We start from the raw sequence: 22,036 nt of genomic DNA on the forward strand, positions 1-22,036 counted from the left end.
CAGAGCTGTCGAAAACAGTACCGTCAGTTAGTTCGCCGTGGTAGTGAACACGTACTTGCTTGTCTGCAGTTGGGATTTCGCCAGTACCTTCAGTTAGTACTTCGTACTGAAGACCAGACTCAAGAACCGTTACTTCTGAACGAAGAGCGTTGTCAGCTAGGAAAGCTTCGCCGTCAGCAGCAGCAGCTTTAGCTAGTTCTTGACGTGCAGCTTCACCGCGAGTGTGTAGCTCTTGTAGTGCGTTGTTGATTTCGTCAACTTCGATAGCTGGCATGTCGCCAACTAGAGCTGTTGCGATACCAGCAGCGATTGCGTCAACGTTTAGGCCTTCAAGACCAGAACCAGCAAGTTGTTGGCCCATTTGTAGACCGATACCGTAGCTAGCTTTTTGCTCTACAGTTTCAAATTTTACTTCAGACATGAAAAGTCACTCTTTTTGTCAGTACGAAAAGGGTAAGAATACCAGTATTAGCAGCGTGAAGAAACGGCTAGTCCCTGATCACTTGCGCTTTACCGCGCCCAAATCACAGCCATGTCAATTTTCTCGCTTTGGGCCTTGTTGTGACGGAAAGATCTATACTGTTGGTACTTTGGTTTTTATACTGTAGTTATTCAATGTATAGGACGCAGTGGTATGAATCGTCGTCAAAAGAAAAAACAGAAAGTTGACCACTTAGCAGAATTCAAGGATCGACTGAATCAGGTCAAAGAGAAATTGAGTTCGATCGATGTGAAGAAAATGAAAACCTCGACAGCGCAAACTTGGGGTTCATTGCCGAAGTTACACCAAAGACTGTTGATGGTGATTTCTCCGATCGTACTGATATTACTTTTTGTGCCGCTACCAGAACCTAAAGTAGACACAGCTCCAACAACATCGCGCGTTGAGCTTGAAATAAACACCGTCGGCTTAAGCGAACAGCAAAATGCCAAGAACAGCTCATTAGAACCGAGTAACAAAAATTGGCAGGAGTACCTTGTTAAGCAAGGGGATACGTTAGCGCAGGTTTTTCGAAACAACGATTTGCCATTGTCTGACTTGAATGCGTTAGTGCGAATTGAAGGTGCAGATAAGCCGCTCAGTCAGATTCGTAAAGGCCAGCTGGTTCGTTTCAAACTTGCTGAAACTGGGCAGTTGGACATTCTTCAGCTAGAGAAAGGCGACACTTCGGTGATGTTCTTCCGCTTATCCGATGGTGGCTTTGGTCGCAGTAAGTAGATGAATAGTGAGCCTGAGTTAAAGCGCTTCACCAGGCACAGATAAACGATAGAAAAGAGCTAAGCATTAGCTCTTTTTTTTGGTCGCTTGAAAGGGGCGAGTGGCAAGATGATAAGCATGATTCCGATAAAGGTTAATGTATCCGGAATCTCATCGAACCATATTGCACCTATTAGCGCGACAAACACCAATCCTGAATACTCAGCCAAGGCAATTTGGCTAGAGTGTGCTTTTTGATAGGCAGCAACCGCAAGGCCGTTGTAACTTAAGATTAGCGTCGCACTCAGGGCTATGTATCCCAAATGCTCCACAGACACTGGCTGCCAGTATAAGAAGCACAGTACTAATGAGGCTGGAATAGAGAATAAGGTTGTCCACCACAGCGTAGTGACCACCGTTTGCTCACTAGGAAGCTTTCTTACGAGTACATTAAATAGTGCTAGGGTGAGTGCTGTCCCCAAAGCAAACAGTGCCGCCCAATGAAATTGTGATGGCCTCAAGACAATCAATGCACCAATAAAACCTATGGTTGTGCCGATAACCTTGCCGAGTGCCGGTTTCTCTTTCAATAGCAACATTGAGAGCGGCAACATCAGTAAAGGCGCGACATAAAATACTGCGTTGGCGGTTGCCAAAGACAAGTGAGTGATCGCGACCACCATGCACCCACTGCCGGTCAGAATTAACTGACCTCGAATGAAGGTTACCTTAGCCTGCTGTAAGCGCCGTTGTTCTTTTTTCTGCTGTAGCCACAAAGGGGTGATGATGACCAGAGATATCAACTGTCGGAAAAAAATATACTGTAAGGGCGGTACTTCGCCATTTAACAGCTTTACCGCTACGTCGGAAAGCGAGGCAAACAAGTTACCTGCAACCAACAATAGAATACCGGCAGTGATATTCGTCATTATTTTTCTAATCTCATGTCTATATGAGGAATGTCATCTTCGAGATACATATCCGAGATGGTGTTGAAGCCGTGGCTCGCATAGAAGTTTTCTAGGTGTTGCTGCGCGCCAATATCAATGGCCGTATTTGGCCAAAGAGCCTCGCAGCGTGTTAATGCTTCTTTGATTAATTGATGCCCCAAGCCACCACCTCTTGCCGATTGCTTGGTTGCGACTCGACCGATGCTGGTGTTGTCGTAAGAGGTACCTGGTGGTAATAAACGTGCACACGCTACCAACTCTTCATCAGCATAGCCAAGCAGGTGCTCAACACCCGCGAGTGTATCTTTACCGTCCAGCTCTGGATAAGGACAAGTCTGCTCGACCACAAATACATCGACTCTTAATTTAAGTAGTTGATAAAGCTGTTGTGTTGAGAGTTCAGAAAAAGGAATTGAGTGCCAAGTGATCATGTTTACATCCAGAGATTATCGATGCTCTGAATGTACTATGCGCGATGATTGTTGGCATTAACTATTGTTAATTCGACCTTTAATTCTGCTCAGGCTGATTGCGGTTATTCCTAGGTAGGCTGCAATTTGATTGTCGTTCAAGCGCTGCTCAAGGTCGGGATAGTGCTCGCAGAACAGCTGATAGCGTTGCTCTGGTGTATAGAGCAGCATGAAGCGTTCTTTGTTTTCCTTATGCATCAGTTGTGTTTCTAACAGCTTTAAATACAAAGGATTATTTGATGCACGCCACTCGATAACCGCATTCATTGGCAGCTCTAACATGGTGATGGGTGTCAGCGTTTCTAATAGGTAAGGAGAGGCTTGGTTCTTTATCAGACTCTCAAAGCCGATGATCCAATCTTGTTCCCAATAGAACTCTTTGCTGTATTGCTTACCATCATCAGTGAGGTAGCAGGCATGGCACAAGCCTTCAAGTACAAAGTAGATTGAACTCGCCATCTCACCTTGATTGATCAAGATGTGTCTGGTTGGCAGCTCAAGTGGCTTGGCGACAGCGAGTAGAGATTCAATCTGGCTTTCAGAGAAGTCGAAGCTTTGCAGTTGTTCGATAAAAGAGGTGTGCATGAAAATAACCTATCCCAAATAAGTGCCGAAATCATCGCACTTATTTGGAGAGAGGTACAGAGCAGGATAAATCAGAGGCGTGCGTGTTGCTCTAGGTAATCTTGAGCAAGTTCTCTGCCCATGTATTTACCTAAGGTCTTCAATGGAACCTTCTTAAGGTTCACCACAATCAAGCCATCCAAGGCATCATTAAACGATGGGTCGACATTAAAACACACCAGTTTACCGTTCATCCCTAGATATTGGCGCAGCAGTACCGGCAGGCCTTTACCTTGCTCCATGCGTGCTAACACTTTAGAGAGCAGAGGCACACTCGCCAGTGAAGAGAGCAGGTGATTTTGCCAGAACACATGACTGCTGGTATTGAGTGGTGACGAAGGTGAAACCAAATTCGCCTTTTCCTCATCATAATGGTGGATTGATAACGTGGTCGCGATCAACAGACGCGCATTGTGGCTGTAATCATTGCTGATACTGACTGGGCCGAACAGATGGGTATATTGAGGGTGACGAGACACAAAGGTCGCAATGCCTTTCCACAATAGTAACAGTGAGTTCAGGCTCTTTTGGTAAGGTTTACTTACTACCGATCGCCCAAGCTCAATGCTGTTTTCTAGAGTATCAATGAATTCTTGGTTGTAGTTAAACAGGCTACGAGAGTAGAGCTGATCAAGCCCGTGCTCAGCGATGAGTTTGTCGACCATACCGAGTCGATACGCGCCAACCAGTTCTGCCTTGGTTTTATTCCACACAAACAGTTGATGGTAGTAAAGGTCATAGTCATCTAAATCACAGGCCAGCCCGCTGCCTTCTCCGACTTCTCTAAAGCTTTCTTCTCTTACTCGACCAATCTCGCGCATTAAGTTAGGAATGGATTGGCTTGGTGTGCAGTAGACCTCAAAGTTCCCTTGCTCGAGCAGTTTCATCTCTTCAGGGAGTGAGTCTATCTCTATTGATAAGACTTCTGGTGGAATAGGCGCTATCACTTGGGTATCGAAAGAGGGCGCGTGGATTGGCGTGTTCGGACTATCTTGTTGACTCATTAGATAGGTATTAAGTCGTAGGTAGTTGACGATATCCATCTCTTTTTCAAACGATTTTATCTCTGAATACGGAATCGATGAGCCAATCGAGATAGAGATAGTTGTCGCTTGTTTATTAAGAAGTTCACGCCCGAGTAGAGCGGTTCTCAACAGTGGATGAACACGACCCGCTTGATAGAAAAGCTCACTGTTCTTGTCATTGATAAAGATAGGTACCGTGGTGGCTTGGTGACGTTTGACGAATTTCGCTACCGACTTGCTCCACTCGATGTCTGTCAGTGTTTTTGCCCCTTTACGGTAGCTTGATACTTCACCTGCTGGGAATACAATCAATAGTCCACCATCAGCCAAATGACGATTGGCATCTCGAATCGCTTTGGCATTGGTGCGTTTCGATTCTTTACTGTTAAAGACATCGACACCGATGAAAAGATCATCCAGTTCAGGCAGGCGCTTAAGTAACTCATTGGCCAGCACCTTCACATCCTTTCTTACTGATCCTACGAGATCGGCAAGGATCACGCCTTCGATGGCGCCAAGCGGGTGGTTCGCCACAATCACGACAGGCCCTTCTTCCGGGATGTTTTCCGTGCTTCCCGATGCAACCGAGTAGTCGATATTGAGCGCCGACAGAGTGTAATTCATGAATTCGAAGCTAGATAACTCGTTTTTACGATCTTGGTAGAGTCGGTCTAGCTTAGATAGCCCAGTTGCCCACTCGACAACAGACTCACCTAAACCAAAAGGCGTGTAACGTGGTAAACGAAAAGGACTATCAATCATAATGAAATTACCTTACTTAATCAGTTGCGGCCAAACTTTATCGGCTTGTTGAATATGCTGTGCTTGGTCTTGTTCCCAGCGCTGCTTAATCTCTTGGTCGTAGTTAAGATAAAGTTTGTCATCAACTATGGTCCAATACTGTGGGTCACCTGGTGCGAAGTCGTTTTTGGCAGAAACGGCCCATGCGCAATAACCACCATATTGAGGGGCATATTTTTCAGGATTATTAACAAATAAAGTCAGATTCTTTTCAGAAGAGAAATACCAGTCCGCGCCTTTGTACTCTGTGCTGAACTTCTTGCTCCCTTCAACAGGCTTACCGGAAGTGAAATATGCGACGGTATCGTAGCCATCGAGCGCCTTACTGCTAAAGAAACCAGTGTAGATTTCATCGGCGGCAAATACGTACGGGCTAACAAGTAGCAGAACCATGGTGAATAGTTTTCTCATGATGGACTCCATCTATAGATTGATTGCGGGTGATAAATCAAAGGTAAAGCGCTGCTGATTTATCTGACATGGTTTAATGGGTTCGCATGGTGAGCCGGGTGCATAAAACATAGAGGCTTGACCATGCAGGTTACGTAAGTGTGTAAAGCTCACGGTATGTGCGTCTTCGCGATGCATACAGGTCGCTAAATGAGGTTGCTCATTGTGATGGTGAGAGTGGAACATCAGTAAGTTCTGTTGATTCTTACCTGCCGCCATGAGCTGATCATATTTTGCTTGTCGGTAGGCTTGCACTCGCTCTAAATCAACACCGGATGAGAAGAGTGGAGAATCAGTGTCGACTATTTTCTGTTGAATACCATCCCACATGTAGGCGATAACCAGACCATTGTGTTGGGTTAGATTGGGCGCGAAAGCTAGCAAGGTAAATGGGGCAAAAGAGTGTAGGTCTAGCTTGTGAAACGCTTCAGATAGCTGACTGATATTACGACTCGATGATAGGTTTTTAAGTAGCAAACCGCGGCTTACTAAAGGACCAACGGGCACTGTGCCTTGATAGTTATTGAGTAGGCATAGCGAAAGCCCGAACTCATTAATACTTATCCAGCTACCGCCGCCAGTTGGGTCGAGTGGCATAATGATATCGACACCGTTGACTCGATATTGTCTGGGTGGCATTGCCAGTACTCGCGTCTTTTGTTCATCACGATTAAAAAAGACCTGATAACCATTCTCTTCAAGCAGCCAAGATACTGAACACATGATTATTGCTCCCTCAGATAGCTGTTGGTGGTTGGGGCATAACCAAAAGTGTTGCAGGTCTCGACGTCTAGGAAGGTGGTGATCACCTTGATCATCGCGTAATGATGATTGGCATGCAGTGCGGCAAAGGTGACCTCTCTTTCGAGCGTTGAAGGCAGGCTTGCGAACACTTGAGCATCCATCGAAACCTCGGTTTGGATCATGATAGGCGCTTCGAGATCTCGACGGTCTAATCGTTCAAGCCAGTTGATCACATAGTGGATCTCTTTGACTGCAATAGAGCGGTCGTATTCGACAGGATGACCACGACGACGAGTGTTGTAATCAACGGCCTCATCCTCTTTTAAAATCAAGGCGTGAAAAAGATCCAGTGTGTGACGAGTATGTTCACCGATAGAGCTTGTAACGTGTGGCTTTGCTCGTGTCAGGTAATCGCTGTCAGAAATCGCTAACAAAAACTCTAGACCCTGATTCAATATCTCTACCGCTCCCTTGATACTAGGAGAGAAAGAAGTAAGGGCGCTCGGTTGGGCTATGGGGTTCATTCATGATCCTCGTGCAAAGTTAGTCGGTAGTCGGATATTGTTGAACAAGACGTCGCTCTTCTTGCCACGCCGCAAATAAGCTCTTGAAAGAAGGGGATTGGTGGCCTCGTTGTTTTTGCTGAGCGCCAATATCAAAAAGAATGCGATATTGCAGGAGTAGCGTAGAAAATATCTCTCGTAATGGGGTGTTGCGATCCCAGATATGTCCAGCCTCACTGCTTGCGCCATTGACCTCAAGGATCGTGAAATCCTCGCCGTTCATTAGGCTGTGCATGTCCTTAAACTTGACGTCGAGTCGGCCAAAATGAAAACCATCGAAGTCATCGAATATCTCGTCTAAACGTTCAGTTAAAGCCCGAGTGATGTATTGATTGCCATCGCGGAAGATGCAGCCACGGCTATGGCTACCTGCGAACGCGAGTTGGAACTCTTCGCCCTCTGCGAGCACGTGATCCAATTTATCTTCATGCCTTGGTAGATACAGGTGACTGAGCAGCCCAGCACGTGGGCTATTTTCAATTAACTGCTTGAGTGTCGACTTGCCATCACCCATCACCATTGGCGCATATTTGAGTGTGATCGAGATGATCTCGCCTTGCTTTTTGTTTGGGTAACGAACATAGAAAACGCCAGCTTCTGCCTGATAAGGCGCCTTTTCTTGCAGTAGAAAGCGAGCGTTATTTGGGAAAGATTCAACATATTGCTCAAGTTGATCTTGTGTGTTGATCAGCTTGACGCCAACGCCTCGACAGCCAAGATCTGGTTTAGCGACAATCGGGAAATCAAGATCGGATTGTATGAGTGCGCTGCGTGCATCTTCAGCTTGTTTCTTACCGTTGAGATCCGTTTTGGTGAGGGTGATAAACGGAGAGATCCAACGCTGACTTGAAGATCCGGCAAGGCTCAGTATCTCGTGTTTTGATTCGCCTACCATACCGCTTAACTTGATGCTTGGGTTGGCGATGAGCGGCAGTGCCCAGTCAAAGTGCCGTAACCCTTGCATCAGGCTTTGAATCACCACTGGCGTGTAGAAGAACCAAGTTGGAAGAAACTCATAAGGAGAGACGCTGCGCACGGTATCTTTTTCAAGCAAAGGCATGCCTGCATTAATTTGATGTGCTGGAATGATGCGAATATCTTGCGGTGAACTCATGATAATCCTCTAGAGTAGGTTCTATTCATTAATCGATTGCCGATAAACAGCAAAGCGATGGCACACGGGATGATGATCCATTGATATTCAGAGGCTTGCAGCCACGCTGATGTCCCTAAATAGTAGATGGCAGAGAAGACAATGCCAGTCCAGAGCGCAGTGGCACTAATCACGGCAAACAAGAAAGTAGGCAGTGGGATGGCGAAAAAGCCACTTAAGGTAAAGCCGACGGTACGAAGCCCGGGAATAAAGCGGATAACAAAAAGGCTGCTGAATGCGTTCTGACGTAATTTGGTACGAAGCGAACGAAAGTACTTATTAGTGAGGGCTTTATATCGAACACCTCGGAAGTAACGTCCTGATTTACCCAGGTAATAAAGACCGAGATCACCCGTGGCAATACCTATGAAAATAGCAAGCAGCGCATATTGAGGAAGTATTAGACCTTGAGTCGCGATACCTGCCGCCGTAACAATCGCAAGATCTTCAAGCAGATAAGAAAGCGCGATGATGCCAAGCATCAGCCATAGCAGCGACTCCTCCCCTGAATGTAACCATGCTTGAATGCTCTCGACGGTGCTCATTAAATGTCCTTATCTATCCTATAGATGAATGGCTTAACCACCATTTATTGAGTGTAGTAAATTAAATAGACAGGAGGAGCAGATAAAAACTTACAGCTGATTAGTGTTTTTTTGTGTTGGATTCATTCAATTGGTGGTTTGAGTCGTGCTGTTTGACTGCTGTTTTGAAGCTGAAGGCGTGGCATTTGGAAGCGGGTTGAACGAGAGTTTGTCGTTCGAAAATTAGGGCTTTGGGCTGAACATTTAGAAGAAAAGAAAAAGGCTGAGTCGTAAAACTCAGCCTTTCAGAACGTTAACTATGGATTACTTAAGCAATCTATTTAGTTAGGTCAATCTGGTAAACAGCGAAACCAACATCGTCAGTCGCAACACGTTTCATCGGGTATTGACCCTTCTCTTTAATGAACTCTGCTGCTTTGTCGCTTGGAGATGTTTCAAAGCGGATATCTAGCTTGTTATCCGTTTTGATTGGTGCAAATGACCAATTGTTATCCGCGCTTGGGCTCACTTGACCTTGCTCTTTGCTTACGCGAGAGATGTAGTTTGCAAGAACAGTACGGTTCTCATCTGGTGCATCAAATGCGATGAAGTCTTCACCTGTGCCTGGGAACTTAGCGCTGTATGCACGGTAGTTGTTGGTGGCGATCAGGAAGTCTTGCTTCATGTCGATTGGCTTACCTTGGTAAGTTAGGCCAACAATACGCTGTGAGTCAGGGTTAACCACTTTACAGTTCGCATCGTATTTTGCTGGCTGTGTAACATCAATCTGGTAGTTCACGCCGTCAATCACATCGAAGTTGTAAGTACGGAAGTTATCCCACTCAATCAATGATTGTGGAGCCGTCGAGTTCGCGTCGATTTGATTAAACTGACCTGCAGAACACTCTAGCCACTCTTTCACTTCTTTACCTTTTACCTTCATCGCAACTAGCGTGTTCGGGTATAGGTATAGGTCAGCAGCGTTACGGAAAGTCAGTTGACCAGACTCTACTTCAGTAAAGTTTGCTGGGTCATTCTTACGGCCGCCCGCTTTAAATGGTGCCGCTGCAGAAAGTACTGGTGTGCCATCTAGGTCTGGGTCGCCTTGGATGAAGCGCTCAACGTAGTCCTTCTGTGCAAGGTTAACGATTTGAACTGTTGGATCGTCTTGTACTAGAGACAAGAAGCTGTACATCACATCGTCTGCTTTACCAATCGGTTGGTTAACAAACTCACGAGTACCAGCGTGGTCTTTTTCTAGTGCTGTTACGATGCCTTCATCAGCCGCAGCAAGAGATTTCTTCTCGATCTTGTCGTAGATAGGGCGTGCTTCTGATTGGCCTTTAACGACTTCCCACTTACCGTCTTTTTGTGCCAGTGTTAGGTCCATAACACCAACGTGGCTACCCCAACGACCTGGCATTACCGCCGCAACGCCGTTCATTGTGCCCGTTTCGTTGTCGATGCCTTGGATGTCATCAAAACCTTTGCCTGGGAACACAGCGTGAGAGTGGCCGAATGCGATTGCATCAATGCCGTCTACTTCAGATAGGTAGAACGTTGAGTTTTCTTCGCCATTTTTGTATGGGTCAGTTGATACGCCTGAGTGAGGGATAGCAACGATAACTTCAGCGCCTTCCGCTTTCATTTGAGGCACTAACTCGTTAGCCGTCTCAATGATATCGCGAGCGATCACTTTGCCTTCAAGGTTCTTCTTATCCCACGTCATGATTTGTGGTGGAACAAAACCGATGTAACCCACTTTTACTTCGTGCTCTACACCAGCAGTATCTTCGAACGTGTGCGTCTTGATGATATAAGGCGTGAAGTAGTGTTCTTTGGTTTCTGCGTCGTAAACGTTAGCACTGATGTACGGGAAATCAGCGTCGTTGATAGATTCTTCTAGGAACTCAAGACCGTAGTTGAATTCGTGGTTACCTAGGTTTGCAGCGTCGTAGCTTAGTTGGTTCATAGCTTTGTATGCAGGGTGAACTTCGCCTACTTCGATGCCTTTGTCTGCCATGTAGTCACCCATTGGGCTACCTTGCAGCAAGTCACCGTTATCAACTAATACGCTGTTGGTTACTTCGCTTTGAGCTTCTTTTACTAGAGTTGCAGTACGTGCTAAGCCAATTTTTTTCGATGGCTTGTCTTTGTAGTAGTCGTAATCCATTAGGTTGGTATGGATATCCGTCGTTTCTACGACACGTAATTTAATCACTTCATCGGTATCTGGTGTTGTTGTGCAGCCTGCTAAAGTCAAACCAAGACCCGCAAGTACAGCCAATGACAAAGGTTTCATTGCAACTTTCATTTTGTAGCTCCAAAGTGGATAGTAGAAAATTCGTTGCGTAATGTAACAAAACCGAATGAAACAATGATTACAACGAATGTTAAATCGTGACTTTGATCGATTACTTTATGGTGTTCTGCAATATACCTCTCAAAGCTGCCCATCAATGTACAAATGATATCGATAATATTAGTCCATTCATTTCATCTGTTTATCGATAAATCCAATCCCTTATCAGCTTTTCGAATAAAAAATGAAATTTTAGAATTTCCAGTAATATGAGAGGCTCGTCATAATGCCTATATCAAGGACGTATCAGGCAGATGAATAGCAAGGATAGCTCATACGAAGCTTCTGTTTTCTTCTAGTGCCAATACTCCCATTCACACCAGTGGATGAGTTAAATCCCTTACTTGGTATGCCAAGTAATGAATTGCTCGTAACGCGAGCCTTAAAGGAAGCACTGAAATGGACCAAGAACGTTTAACCCACTTAAAACAGCTAGAAGCGGAAAGTATTCATATTATCCGTGAAGTGGCGGCTGAGTTTGATAACCCAGTGATGATGTACTCCATCGGAAAAGATTCTTCTGTGATGCTTCATTTAGCTCGCAAAGCGTTTTATCCAGGCAAGATTCCATTCCCGCTATTGCATGTAGATACGGATTGGAAATTCCGCGAGATGATTGAGTTTCGTGATCGTACGGCTAAAAAGTACGGCTTCGACCTTTTAGTACATAAGAACCCAGAAGGTATTGAGATGGGTTGTAGCCCATTTGTACATGGTTCTTCGAAGCACACTGACATCATGAAAACACAGGGCCTTAAGCAGGCGTTAAACAAGTATGGGTTCGATGCGGCTTTTGGTGGTGCGCGTCGTGATGAAGAAAAATCTCGTGCGAAAGAACGTGTTTATTCTTTCCGTGATAAGAACCATACGTGGGATCCAAAAAACCAGCGTCCAGAGCTTTGGCACACCTACAACGGTCAGGTTAATAAGGGCGAAAGCATTCGTGTCTTCCCGCTATCTAATTGGACTGAGCTCGATATCTGGCAATACATCTATCTAGAGAGCATCGATATTGTTCCACTTTACCTTTCAGACAAACGCCCTGTAGTTGAGCGTGATGGCATGCTGATCATGGTTGATGATGACCGTATGGAGCTGCAAGAAGGTGAAGTGATTGAAGAGAAAAGCGTTCGTTTTCGTACTTTAGGCTGTTACCCATTAACCGGAGCGGTTGAATCTGAGGCGAATACGCTAACGGGCATTATTGAAGAGATGCTGGTGGCGACGTCTAGTGAGCGTCAAGGTCGAGCGATTGACCATGATCAGTCGGGCTCTATGGAGCTGAAAAAGCGCCAAGGTTATTTCTAAGAATCTAAGGAAAGAAAAATGAATAGTGCAGTAGAAGCCGAATTGGCTGAACTAGGGATTGAAGGTTATCTAAGTCAGCATCAGCATAAATCTATGCTTAGATTTTTAACTTGTGGCTCGGTAGATGACGGTAAAAGTACGCTAATCGGTCGCTTACTCCATGATACAAAACAGATTTATGAAGATCAGCTAGCAGCGGTTCACTCGGATAGCCAACGAGTGGGTACCACAGGTGAGAAGCCTGATTTAGCACTGCTTGTTGATGGCTTGCAGGCTGAGCGTGAGCAAGGGATTACGATCGATGTGGCTTATCGTTACTTCTCGACTCAAAAGCGTAAATTCATTATTGCTGATACCCCAGGGCATGAGCAGTACACGCGCAACATGGCAACAGGCGCTTCAACGTGTGATCTGGCTGTGATCTTGATTGATGCTCGTAAGGGCGTTCTGGATCAAACCCGTCGTCACTCGTTTATTTCTAACCTACTTGGTTTGAAGCATTTCATCGTCGCAGTCAACAAAATGGATCTGGTGGAGTACTCGCAAGATCGTTTTGAAGAAATTCGCGATCAATATCTAGAGTTTGCAGAAAACCTAGAAGGCGAAACCAATATTCAGATCTTGCCAGTATCGGCGCTTGAAGGCATCAACGTTGCTGCACCAAGTAAAGAGCTTGCATGGTTCGAAGGCCCATCTCTGCTAGAAGTGTTAGAGAACGTCGACATTGACCAAAAGCGTTCGGCAGGTGAATTCCGATTCCCAGTTCAGTACGTCAATCGTCCTAACTTAGACTTCCGCGGTTTTGCTGGCACCGTTGCCTCTGGCCGTGTCAGTGTCGGTGATGAAATCAAGGCGCTGCCGTCGGGTAAAACCTCTAAGGTTGCACGCATTGTAACTTTTGATGGTGATTTGGAGTCTGCGCAAGCGGGCTTGGCAGTAACACTGACCCTTGAAGATGAGATTGATATCAGTCGTGGTGATTTGATTGTGCTAGAAAACGCGCAGATTGAATCCACTAACCACGTATTGGCTGACATCGTGTGGATGACAGAGCAACCATTGCAACCGGGCAAAGCTTACGACATCAAGATCGCAGGCAAGAAAACCGTTGGTCAGGTTGAAACGGTTCGTCACCAATACGACATCAACAACCTATCGACTCACGCTGTCGATGAGTTGCCATTGAATGGTATTGGTTTGTGTGAATGGTCATTGAACGAGACTGTCGCGCTGGATAAATACCGTGAAAGTGCCGATACCGGTGGCTTCATCGTTATCGACCGACTAACCAACGTGACGGTTGGCGCGGGTTTGATTCGAGACCGTTTGGACTCTGTTGAACAGCAAGTCGGTAACTTCTCTGCATTTGAACTTGAGTTCAACGCATTGGTTCGCAAACATTTCCCTCATTGGGATGCCAAAGATCTAAGCCAACTACTGAAGTCATAAACGACCAAGTAACAGCTTATTGAATTAGGCGGAAACCGATCGTTTCCGCCATAAAGGACGGGTATATGTGGCAACAAGGATTTGTATTAGCGATTTTGCTCGGCATCATTACTTGCCTGCTCGTTACCCGTATTAAGCCAAGCTTTATATTTGCTGGCGCGGCGTTTATTGCTTTTATGGCTGGCATGATCGACTTGTCGAGCTTAGCCAATAACTTCACTAACTCCTCGTTACTGACTTTAATTCTTCTTATCCTCGCATCAAGTGCGTTGGAGAAAACTCGCTTAATCAGTTGGGTTAGCCGCAATATCTCTGAAGGTAGGCTAGGCACCGTGGTTGCGAAGTTGGGTATTTCCACAGCGTTACTTTCTTCTTTTACCAATAACACGGCAGTGGTGGTTTCTTTGATCGGTGCGATCAAACGTAATCAACAGCACGCGCCATCTAAGTTACTTATCCCTTTGTCATACGCTGCCATTTTAGGTGGCACCCTGACATTGATCGGCACATCAACCAACTTGATCATCAATAGCTTTGTTGAAGATGCCGGATTGCCGAGCTTAAACTTTTTCACACCCACCTTGATCGGTTTAGCTGTTTTGATCGGCGGCGTGTTGATCCTTATTCCTCTTAGCTATTTTTTACCCAGCTACGATGATGGTTCTCAAGATGATCTGCCTTACTTTTTAGAAGCCAGAGTGGAGCCGGGCTCACCGTTAGTTGGTCGCAGCGTAAGTGAAAACAACCTCAGAGCATTGAGAAAACTGTTCTTAGCGGAAGTGATTCGAGACGGTAAGACCACCGCATCTATTGACCCTGATTTTATTCTTCAAGCTCGCGACCGATTGCTGTTTTGTGGTGATGTAGAGAGTGTTGCAACACTGCAAGAAATCCAAGGTTTAACCCTGTTTGGTCAGCATCATTTGAATGGCCAGAGCTTTGTTGAAGTGGTGGTGAGTTCGTCGGCAAGCTTCTGTAACAAAACCCTGAAAACCAGCCAATTTAGAGATCGTTTCGATGCGGTTGTGGTTGCTATTCGTCGTGGCCATGAACGCCTAGAAGGTGGGCTAGGGAATATCACATTGACCGCTGGTGATACCTTGATTTTGGTTCCAGGTAAACGCTTTGAAGAACAGCGCCAACAACACAACAAAGAGTTTGTGTTGATGAATGACTTAGATTCGAGTGCCAAGCTTGATGCCGACAAATCGACGTTCGTGTTGCTCGGCTTTGCTAGCGTGATTGGTTTAGCCCTTGTCGATGCAGTACCGATTATCAAAGGCTTAGCTGGTTTTCTACTGTTGCTGGTGGTATTTGGCGTGGTGCAGCTGGGTGAGCTCCGCCGCCGTTTCCCAGTTGATATTGTGGTGATCGTGGGCTCTGCACTTTCTATTGCTCAACTGATGATTTCATCGGGTTTATCTGAGCGGATGGGGCTGATGTTTATGGAGGCGTTTAATGGCTGGGGCGTATTCGGTGCGTTAGTTGCTACCTACTTTATGACTTTGGTTTTGACAGAGCTGGTGACCAATAATGCGGCTGCAGCACTCTCATTTCCGATTGGCTACAGTATGGCAGTAGGTTATGGCGTTGACCCTATGCCGTTCATCATGGCGGTACTGTTTGGTGCCAGTGCCAGTTTTATCTCTCCATACGGCTACCAAACCAACTTACTTGTTTATAGCGTAGGTAATTACCATTTAACGGATTATCTGCGTATCGGCATTCCAATCTCGATTGTATATTCGGGCTTGGTGCTGACCCTAATTCCTTATTTTTTCCCATTTTAATGCTGTTTATTTAAAGGACTAATTATGACCGCAGTACTCAAATCCAAAGATGAGAATGTTGTGTGGCATCAACACTCGATTGATAAAACATTTCGCGCGGATCTGAAATCACAAAAGCCAGCCGTGCTCTGGTTCACGGGGTTGTCTGGTTCTGGTAAATCGACAGTCGCTGGAGCATTAGAAAATCGCTTGGCACAGCTTGGTTACCATACTTATTTATTGGATGGCGACAATGTGCGTCATGGATTATGTAGTGACCTTGGCTTCTCTGAGCAAGATCGTCGAGAGAACATCCGTCGTATTGGTGAGCTTGCTAAATTGATGGCAGATGCAGGCTTGATCGTGTTGTCAGCCTTTATTTCTCCGCATCAAGCTGAAAGGCAACTCGTGAGAGATTTATTGCCGGAAGGTGAGTTTCTTGAGGTGTTCGTCAATACGCCATTAGAGGTTTGCGAACAGCGTGATCCTAAAGGTCTGTATAAGAAAGCACGTGCCGGAGAAATCCCGAACTTCACAGGTATTAGTTCAGTGTACGAAGCGCCTCTGAACCCTGAGATTGATCTACCTGCAGGTGAGAAGACACTCGATGAATTGGTCGAACTGTGTATTGATGCGTTGGAGAAGCGAAATATCTTAGCCAACTGAGATCGTTGGTATGACTAAGGCTACTCAGCTGTTTATCTGTTTATTCACGACCGATAAATAGTGCAGCCTTAGTTTACCGAGACAAGAAACCTATCCTCTAGATTCTCTTTATTCCTCTCTATACTTCACTTTTTACACCGTCAATTTTAGCTCCGTCGAGTGTCTAGACGGTGTAATTTACGCTGCTTTTCACTTCTGTCTGTACTGTGAATTTCTGGCTCAATAGTGCAATCAGTTGATCGTAATACTGCGTGTTTGGCTTGTTACCGAGCAAGGTACAAAGCTCATTGCCTGTAGGGCTGAATCGGTAGTAAACCAGCTTCACGCCTTTTGATAATGGTGCCAGTGACATGCTCTTACCTTGATAGGTTAGGTGCAGGGCTGGATCGAAATCAATCTCTCCGGATTCTAATTCTGTGCCCAGAATAATCCCGAGCTCTATCAAGTGGAGCAAGCTGGAGTAGGGCAGGTTGTGCCCACCAAGGTTGATGGTGTTGGTGGTGTCCCTTTTGCCAAAGTTGAATAGCCCAGCATGAGATTTAAAGCCGAGTAAGAGCTTTCTGCTGTTATCGCTACCAAAGCTACAACCCAGTGATGCTGCCCTTTGTAGGGTTAACGCTTCTTTTGGTGTCATGTCTTTTAAGATTTGCAGTGCCTTCATCGACGTCGAGCCTGGGTTGGTGACTTCTCGTTTCAGTACTTGAGCCCATAGCCTCTGCATCGATGTATTGTGGATCTCTTGTGCCATGTCGAAGAAACGGTATAACCAGTCCTGATCCGGGTCTCCAGCCGCTTCATCCTTACATGAAGAGTGCGCCAACTTTAGAATCTGTTCTAGGTTCTTTTGGCGAAGCTCTCTACGTTTTTTCTCTCGCAATAGTGCCCGTTCGATAAGCGTACTCTCAGCTTTATCCTTTGGCTTGGCACTATGACTAATTAAGGAATCGAGGCCGAAGCTTTGTGCGATGTGCAGCATTCTGCTGGCACTGTCGGCAATATGAGGCTTTTTCTCATGCTTATGCTGTGTGTCGCTAGCATGCTCAATGATCACTGGCTGTTTGGTTTTTGACATAAGAGTACCGTTAGGAGACGACTCAAAACCAATCGTAGTAAATAATTGCTCAGCCTAGCTTGTTAAAACGCTTGATAACTGAGCTACAATTTTTGATTGTAGAATAACCACTTATCAAAAAGCTCCGCCTTGTTCTCAAGGCTTTTTCCTACGCTATTTCTGAACACTTACTTATTGTGATTGGTATAACTGTCTAAAATGTAACTCTTTATCTTATTGGTGGCTAGATTTTGCGAGCATAGTTGAAGGTTTCAACAAAATTTTACTTTTGTTAATGATAATAAAATGTTAAATTTGTTGTAATTCTCAAGGAGGAGTTATGAATCAAGTCAATGATAACAAGCTGAAGAAACAGCTTAGTATAGGGTTATTACTCGCGATTTATGTCGCTGTTCTAGCTTACTTATCTAATTACATCGCGTAATTCAGAAGAAAATTATCGTTATTAAACTGTTATTGAATGATCACACTCGTTCAGTGACGGCAGCTCATCCTTGAGCCACCCTTCTAATGACTACATGTCGTCATACTCTTCAATCGCAGTACCTTCAATAAGATAACCGGTTTGCGCTAAGTCATGGCTGATTGACTCAGTTTTCAGCGTTCCGACCAAATAGATCACATCCCATAACTGCTGTATTGGTGCACCTTTCGGGAACTTCACGTAGATGATTTGGTTCGGTGGCGGCGGTGGCACGTGGATACATGCGCCAAAGTACGGTACCAGCAGAAACTCAGTGATCATATTCTCATCACCTTCCAATGGAATCACAAAGCCAGGAATCTTCACTGTGCTGCCATTCAGCTCTGGGCGAACAGCACCAAGTGTCGATTGTTGAGGTTTGTCCATACTATTGTGGTCAACCATCGGCATACCAAATGAATCTAGCTGAGCACGTTCTGATTCTGGAATCAAATCAATCCATTCAAGTGTTAATACCGATTCGTCATTCTGAGTGGTTTCAGCGTGAGCTGTACTGATAAATGGGAACAGAAGTAGCCCAAGTATCAGTAGGAATTTGCGTTGCATCGTAGGTTCCTATTTTAGATTCGAATCGTCATGCCATCAGACAATGACTGGCGGTAAGCCCTGAAAGCGGGAATAAAGCCGATAATGATTCCAGCAACTTGTACCAGCATAAGCAGTTTCCACTCATGCGGTGTGATTGCGGATATCGATATGTTGATACCATAACTTTGTTGCACAATAGGAGCAACCACTGCGATCAGCGCAAACAATACTGCAACACCTAATGTAATGCCAAGGAAGGTTAGCGCACTGGCTTCACTGATCAGTAAACCAAACACATGACGAGGTCTTGCGCCCATCGCACGTAGGATGGCCATCTCTCGGCGCCTTTCTTGCAAGCTAGTGAGTAGGCTACTGAGCATGCCCAATAAACCGGCGACGACAACAAACCCTGAAACAATCAGTAGTGCTTGTTCTGCTACAGCCATCATTCCCCACAATTCGTGAAGCGCAATGCCCGGCATAATGGCGCTTAAAGGTTCTTGGCGGTAGTTATTGATTTCTCGTTGCAGTGCGAAGGTTTGGATCTTCGATTTAAGGCCAACCATCATCGCGGTAATCTGCTTCGGTTGGAAGTCACGTTGCTTTAGCGCTTCAGCATTCGGTGTGTGCCCGAGGTTGGCACCTGATTCCCAGCCAACATGAATTGCTTCGATTGCCTCTAGCGATACGTGTACGGTTTTGTCTACTGGTGTTCCTGTTGGCGCGAGTATTCCCACAATCTTGAAGGGCAGATTATCGTGACGGCTAAACGCAACATCACTGATACCGTGCGCAAGAATGATTTGATCACCTATTTTGTAATCTAGCTTCTTCGCGACGTCGGCACCAATCACTACGTCAAATAGCTGATTAAACTCTTTACCTTGTTGGAAAGTAAGTAATTGCTTACTTCCATAGCGATAGTTTTCAAAGTAACTATGATTTGTACCCATCACACGGAAGCCTTTGTGTGAATCGCCCAATGATATTGGTATCGCCCACTTTACTGCGTTGTGCTGGCTAAATTCTTCATAGCTTTTCCAGTCGATGTTGTTGGTCGCATTACCGATTCTAAATACGGAATAAAGCAGCAGGTTTACCTGACCAGAGCGGCCACCGACGATAAGGTCAGTACCTGAAATCGTATTGGCGAAGCTGCTCTTAGCTTCGGTTCTAACGCGTTCTACGCCGAGCAAGAGAATGACAGATACCGCCACCGTGAGAATGGTGAGAATAGCCGTGGCTTTACGGTTGAGTACGCTTTTTAAGGCTAAGTGAGTAATTACTTTCATACGACAACCTTAGCTTGGTTAACGGTTTTTAAATCTATGGTTCGAGTAAATAATTTTTCTAGTGTTGGATCATGGCTAACAAAGATAAGAGTAGAACCTGCCTGGTTGGCTTGTTCTAACAACAGTTCGATAAAAGCTTCTCGGTTGTCATGATCCAAAGCCGAGGTTGGCTCGTCGGCAATAATGATTTTGGGTTGGCCGATCAAAGCACGAGCGGCAGCAACACGTTGTTGTTGACCGATGCTTAACTCGGTAACGGGCTTGTCCATTAAAGCTTGAGGTAGTTTTAATCTGAGTAACAACTCTCGAGCCGTCTCTTGTAAGCTTTTCTGGCTTTCAGCGACTTGCTGTTTACGTATCTGTGAAAACTGGCAAGGAAGCGTCACGTTATCGATAACTGATAGATAAGGAAGCAGGTTAAATTGTTGGAAAATATAACCAATATGATCGGCTCTGAATTTATCTCTTTGACGAGGTGTAAGCTGAGTGAGGTCTTGATCAAGGATAGAGACTTCTCCTTGCTCAGCTTGGTTGATTCCGGTCAGTAGCCCTAACAAAGTTGATTTTCCACAACCACTTGGCCCTTTAATAAAAAGGTGCTCTTGGGCTTGGATGTGAAGAGAGGGGATCTCTAGCGTTGGTGGTAATTCAGGCTTCCAACGAAAGCTGATATTTTCGAGTTTGACCACAAGTGATGAACTGTCAGAAGACATGCTAGCTCCAATAATTAAAGCGGTGTATCTACTGGACAGTAATTTGAAACATAAATTCCCAGGAACACACCGATTTGAACAGCCAAGTAAGCGATGACTTACCTGGCTGTTTATTTTACGTTTAATCCGATCTAGGAGTGATTAGAATCGGAAACTAATACGCTCTGCGTTAAGCACTTCTTGTACTTGAGCTGTGTCTGTTAGTAGGTTCACCGTCATTTTTTCAGTGTTGCTGAACTTAGAGAACCACTGAGTGCTAACTGTGTCTAGCTTAGCAACATCTGAACATTCATAGTGGTACTCAACAGTGAACTCACCGTGGCCACCTTCTGAGTGATCGTGGTGGTCGTGACCTTCGTGGTCATCATGATCGTGCTCAGCGTGGTCATGGTCTTTGTGGTCATCATGATCGTGTTCAGCGTGGTCATGGTCTTTGTGGTCGTCATGATCGTGTTCAGCGTGATCATGGTCTTTGTGGTCGCCATAACCGTGTTCCGCATGGTCATGGCCTTCATGGTCGTCATGACCGCCTTCTAAGGTGTTTGCTACAGACTTGAACTTCAGAGTACAACTCGCATTGTTAAAACTAAACAGCTCTTCTGGCTTGTTTAATTGTGCGATAGCCTGTTCAAACACTTTCTTCTGTTCTGCAGTTTTTGGAGCATGTTCAAACCCAACCACATCTGCGCCTGGAGCTGTTACTTCAACAAGCAATTCTTGCCCATCTTGCGCGATGTTTACTTCAACTTGGCCATGTACGTGTGCATCATGAGAGCGGAATTCTTCGTTAGCTAGAGCATTTGTAGAGACAGTCATGCCGATAACAACGGCTAAAAAAGTAGGTTTCATGTTTTTTCCTGAATAAAGGTTAATTAAAAAGTAGTGGTAATTAAGCGATATTTACAGGAGGTGAGCGTGCCAAATAAGCGAAATATAGCCGCTGTAGTGAAGTTACTGACTCTGTAATAGCGACAGTAAATTCCGAATGGAACTCTGGAATCTGTGGTAGTGAGTGCGCTGTGATGAACTGATTAAGCGAAAACAGCTCACAATGGTGTGAAGTGTGGTGCTCTGGTGCGATATCCACAATGTGTGTTGCGGCTAACACGCTTAACATGAGCATAAGCCCAAGCAAGAAGCCTGTTTTGCGTTTCACATTGTTGGGTGTGTTTTGCCACATCAGGATGATTAACCACAGAATTAAAAAAAAGGATAATGTTATAATATAACAATATCCTTTGGTTAGGTCTCGAAAAAGACGCGAATATCTTATTAAAGGCTCGCTTTAATCAACTCAATGACTTGAGTGACTTCTGATTCGTTTAATGCACCTTCTTTTACAAACAAGATTTTACCTTGCTTGTCTTGAACGATAATCGCTGAGCTTTCTTCTTTTAGAGCCCATGTTGACGCAACGGCGCCGTCTTCATCTAGGACCATAGAAGACCATGGAAATTCTTCTTTGCTGCTTTCGGCAGAGGACTTAACAAAAGACCCAGTACCCCAAATCGCATCATCTTGGTTGATGATAGTGGTGGTTTGGTAGCTGTCTTCTGAGAATTTCGATGCGGTAATGGCTGCCATCAGTGGTGCGTTGAGCTCTTTAGAGCTGCTGCGGCCAGCGATAGCTTGAACGACGCGAACTTTACCTAGAAGATCATTGGTTGCCCAAGCTTGATATCCAGTATTTCCGTCGTTTAGAACAATCTCACCATAGTTACTCACATCGACGGCAGGCAGGGTAGCGCCTACTGATAGGTTGTGAGCATTGGCGAAGAGTGGAGAGGCTGCGGCTAGAAAAGCCAGTAGAGTTTTGTTTTTCATTATATTTTTGTTCCGCTTATTGGTTTGCACAGGAAGTATAATATGAAATTTGAAAAATGCCTCTTTA

Annotated in this window: 23 protein-coding genes; 5 read left to right on the forward strand and 18 right to left on the reverse strand. The window is 45.2% G+C overall.

The window, feature by feature from the left end:
• Positions 1 to 421, reverse strand: a 421-nt coding sequence (locus AB4517_RS18920) for an FKBP-type peptidyl-prolyl cis-trans isomerase N-terminal domain-containing protein (protein ID WP_372137368.1), incomplete at its 3' end; no start/stop codon positions are given.
• Between the two features lie 213 nt (positions 422 to 634).
• Here AB4517_RS18920 and AB4517_RS18925 point away from each other — a divergent pair.
• On the forward strand, positions 635 to 1,219 hold the full coding sequence (locus AB4517_RS18925; RefSeq protein WP_017068022.1) for a LysM-like peptidoglycan-binding domain-containing protein: 585 nt from the start codon (positions 635 to 637) through the stop codon (positions 1,217 to 1,219).
• A 59-nt stretch (positions 1,220 to 1,278) separates the two neighbouring features.
• Here the strand turns inward: AB4517_RS18925 and AB4517_RS18930 are convergent, their stop codons facing one another.
• From AB4517_RS18930 to AB4517_RS18975, 10 genes are all read right to left on the reverse strand, one after another.
• Complete coding sequence (locus AB4517_RS18930) at positions 1,279 to 2,127, reverse strand: DMT family transporter (protein ID WP_372149194.1); 849 nt, start codon at positions 2,125 to 2,127, stop codon at positions 1,279 to 1,281.
• Positions 2,127 to 2,579 (reverse strand): GNAT family N-acetyltransferase, encoded by a 453-nt coding sequence (locus AB4517_RS18935; RefSeq protein WP_017058878.1) that lies wholly within the window; start codon positions 2,577 to 2,579, stop codon positions 2,127 to 2,129. The genes AB4517_RS18930 and AB4517_RS18935 overlap by 1 nt, the downstream gene beginning before the upstream one ends.
• A gap of 57 nt (positions 2,580 to 2,636) precedes the next feature.
• Entirely contained in the window at positions 2,637 to 3,203 is a 567-nt protein-coding gene (locus AB4517_RS18940; protein WP_017067547.1) for a Crp/Fnr family transcriptional regulator, read from the reverse strand.
• Positions 3,204 to 3,274: 71 nt separating this feature from the next.
• Positions 3,275 to 5,029, reverse strand: coding sequence for a lysophospholipid acyltransferase family protein (locus AB4517_RS18945; RefSeq protein ID WP_372149197.1), 1,755 nt, complete (start codon positions 5,027 to 5,029; stop codon positions 3,275 to 3,277).
• A gap of 12 nt (positions 5,030 to 5,041) precedes the next feature.
• Entirely contained in the window at positions 5,042 to 5,479 is a 438-nt protein-coding gene (locus AB4517_RS18950; protein ID WP_017063714.1) for a YHS domain-containing (seleno)protein, read from the reverse strand.
• Positions 5,480 to 5,491: 12 nt separating this feature from the next.
• Positions 5,492 to 6,241: an NRDE family protein gene (locus tag AB4517_RS18955; RefSeq protein WP_372149200.1), complete on the reverse strand. Its 750-nt coding sequence runs from the start codon at positions 6,239 to 6,241 to the stop codon at positions 5,492 to 5,494.
• Between the two features lie 2 nt (positions 6,242 to 6,243).
• Positions 6,244 to 6,786: a hypothetical protein gene (locus tag AB4517_RS18960; protein ID WP_032545608.1), complete on the reverse strand. Its 543-nt coding sequence runs from the start codon at positions 6,784 to 6,786 to the stop codon at positions 6,244 to 6,246.
• Positions 6,787 to 6,805: 19 nt separating this feature from the next.
• Positions 6,806 to 7,939, reverse strand: a complete 1,134-nt coding sequence (locus AB4517_RS18965) for a D-alanine--D-alanine ligase (protein WP_372149203.1) — start codon at positions 7,937 to 7,939, stop codon at positions 6,806 to 6,808.
• A complete protein-coding gene (locus tag AB4517_RS18970) occupies positions 7,936 to 8,523 on the reverse strand; it encodes a DedA family protein (RefSeq protein ID WP_017100018.1) in 588 nt (195 codons plus the stop codon). Before AB4517_RS18970 ends, AB4517_RS18965 begins: the two co-directional genes overlap by 4 nt.
• Before the next feature lie 316 nt (positions 8,524 to 8,839).
• Positions 8,840 to 10,816 (reverse strand): bifunctional 2',3'-cyclic-nucleotide 2'-phosphodiesterase/3'-nucleotidase, encoded by a 1,977-nt coding sequence (locus AB4517_RS18975; protein WP_372149206.1) that lies wholly within the window; start codon positions 10,814 to 10,816, stop codon positions 8,840 to 8,842.
• A 411-nt stretch (positions 10,817 to 11,227) separates the two neighbouring features.
• Between AB4517_RS18975 and cysD the strand changes: the two genes are divergently transcribed.
• From cysD to cysC, 4 genes are all read left to right on the forward strand, one after another.
• Positions 11,228 to 12,172, forward strand: a complete 945-nt coding sequence (cysD, locus tag AB4517_RS18980) for a sulfate adenylyltransferase subunit CysD (RefSeq protein WP_226088532.1) — start codon at positions 11,228 to 11,230, stop codon at positions 12,170 to 12,172.
• A gap of 18 nt (positions 12,173 to 12,190) precedes the next feature.
• Complete coding sequence (cysN, locus tag AB4517_RS18985; protein ID WP_017063719.1) at positions 12,191 to 13,621, forward strand: sulfate adenylyltransferase subunit CysN; 1,431 nt, start codon at positions 12,191 to 12,193, stop codon at positions 13,619 to 13,621.
• Positions 13,622 to 13,686: 65 nt separating this feature from the next.
• Entirely contained in the window at positions 13,687 to 15,411 is a 1,725-nt protein-coding gene (locus tag AB4517_RS18990; RefSeq protein WP_372149209.1) for an SLC13 family permease, read from the forward strand.
• 24 nt (positions 15,412 to 15,435) lie between these two features.
• Positions 15,436 to 16,056 (forward strand): adenylyl-sulfate kinase, encoded by a 621-nt coding sequence (gene cysC / locus AB4517_RS18995; protein ID WP_017069396.1) that lies wholly within the window; start codon positions 15,436 to 15,438, stop codon positions 16,054 to 16,056.
• 163 nt (positions 16,057 to 16,219) lie between these two features.
• On the opposite strand, the gene AB4517_RS19000 is transcribed toward cysC, so the two are convergent.
• The 7 genes from AB4517_RS19000 to AB4517_RS19030 form a co-directional block, all read right to left on the reverse strand.
• Positions 16,220 to 17,128 carry a TIGR03899 family protein gene (locus AB4517_RS19000; protein ID WP_017069397.1) on the reverse strand — a complete coding sequence of 303 codons (909 nt, stop codon included), beginning with the start codon at positions 17,126 to 17,128 and terminating at the stop codon, positions 16,220 to 16,222.
• A 514-nt stretch (positions 17,129 to 17,642) separates the two neighbouring features.
• Entirely contained in the window at positions 17,643 to 18,158 is a 516-nt protein-coding gene (locus tag AB4517_RS19005) for a DUF3299 domain-containing protein (RefSeq protein WP_017058892.1), read from the reverse strand.
• 14 nt (positions 18,159 to 18,172) lie between these two features.
• Positions 18,173 to 19,432, reverse strand: coding sequence for an FtsX-like permease family protein (locus AB4517_RS19010; protein ID WP_017067558.1), 1,260 nt, complete (start codon positions 19,430 to 19,432; stop codon positions 18,173 to 18,175).
• The gene (locus AB4517_RS19015; RefSeq protein ID WP_017058894.1) at positions 19,429 to 20,145 is read right to left on the reverse strand and encodes an ABC transporter ATP-binding protein; all 717 of its coding nucleotides are present in this window, start codon (positions 20,143 to 20,145) and stop codon (positions 19,429 to 19,431) included. Before AB4517_RS19015 ends, AB4517_RS19010 begins: the two co-directional genes overlap by 4 nt.
• A gap of 141 nt (positions 20,146 to 20,286) precedes the next feature.
• Complete coding sequence (locus AB4517_RS19020; RefSeq protein WP_136981963.1) at positions 20,287 to 20,994, reverse strand: DUF2796 domain-containing protein; 708 nt, start codon at positions 20,992 to 20,994, stop codon at positions 20,287 to 20,289.
• A gap of 40 nt (positions 20,995 to 21,034) precedes the next feature.
• The gene (locus AB4517_RS19025; RefSeq protein ID WP_017063722.1) at positions 21,035 to 21,325 is read right to left on the reverse strand and encodes a DUF2607 family protein; all 291 of its coding nucleotides are present in this window, start codon (positions 21,323 to 21,325) and stop codon (positions 21,035 to 21,037) included.
• Between the two features lie 92 nt (positions 21,326 to 21,417).
• On the reverse strand, positions 21,418 to 21,969 hold the full coding sequence (locus tag AB4517_RS19030; protein WP_017063723.1) for a YtfJ family protein: 552 nt from the start codon (positions 21,967 to 21,969) through the stop codon (positions 21,418 to 21,420).
• Positions 21,970 to 22,036: the final 67 nt, after the last annotated feature.

Source organism: Vibrio sp. 10N.222.52.C3 (genome assembly GCF_041474195.1).
In the GTDB taxonomy this organism is placed as follows: domain Bacteria; phylum Pseudomonadota; class Gammaproteobacteria; order Enterobacterales; family Vibrionaceae; genus Vibrio; species Vibrio crassostreae_C.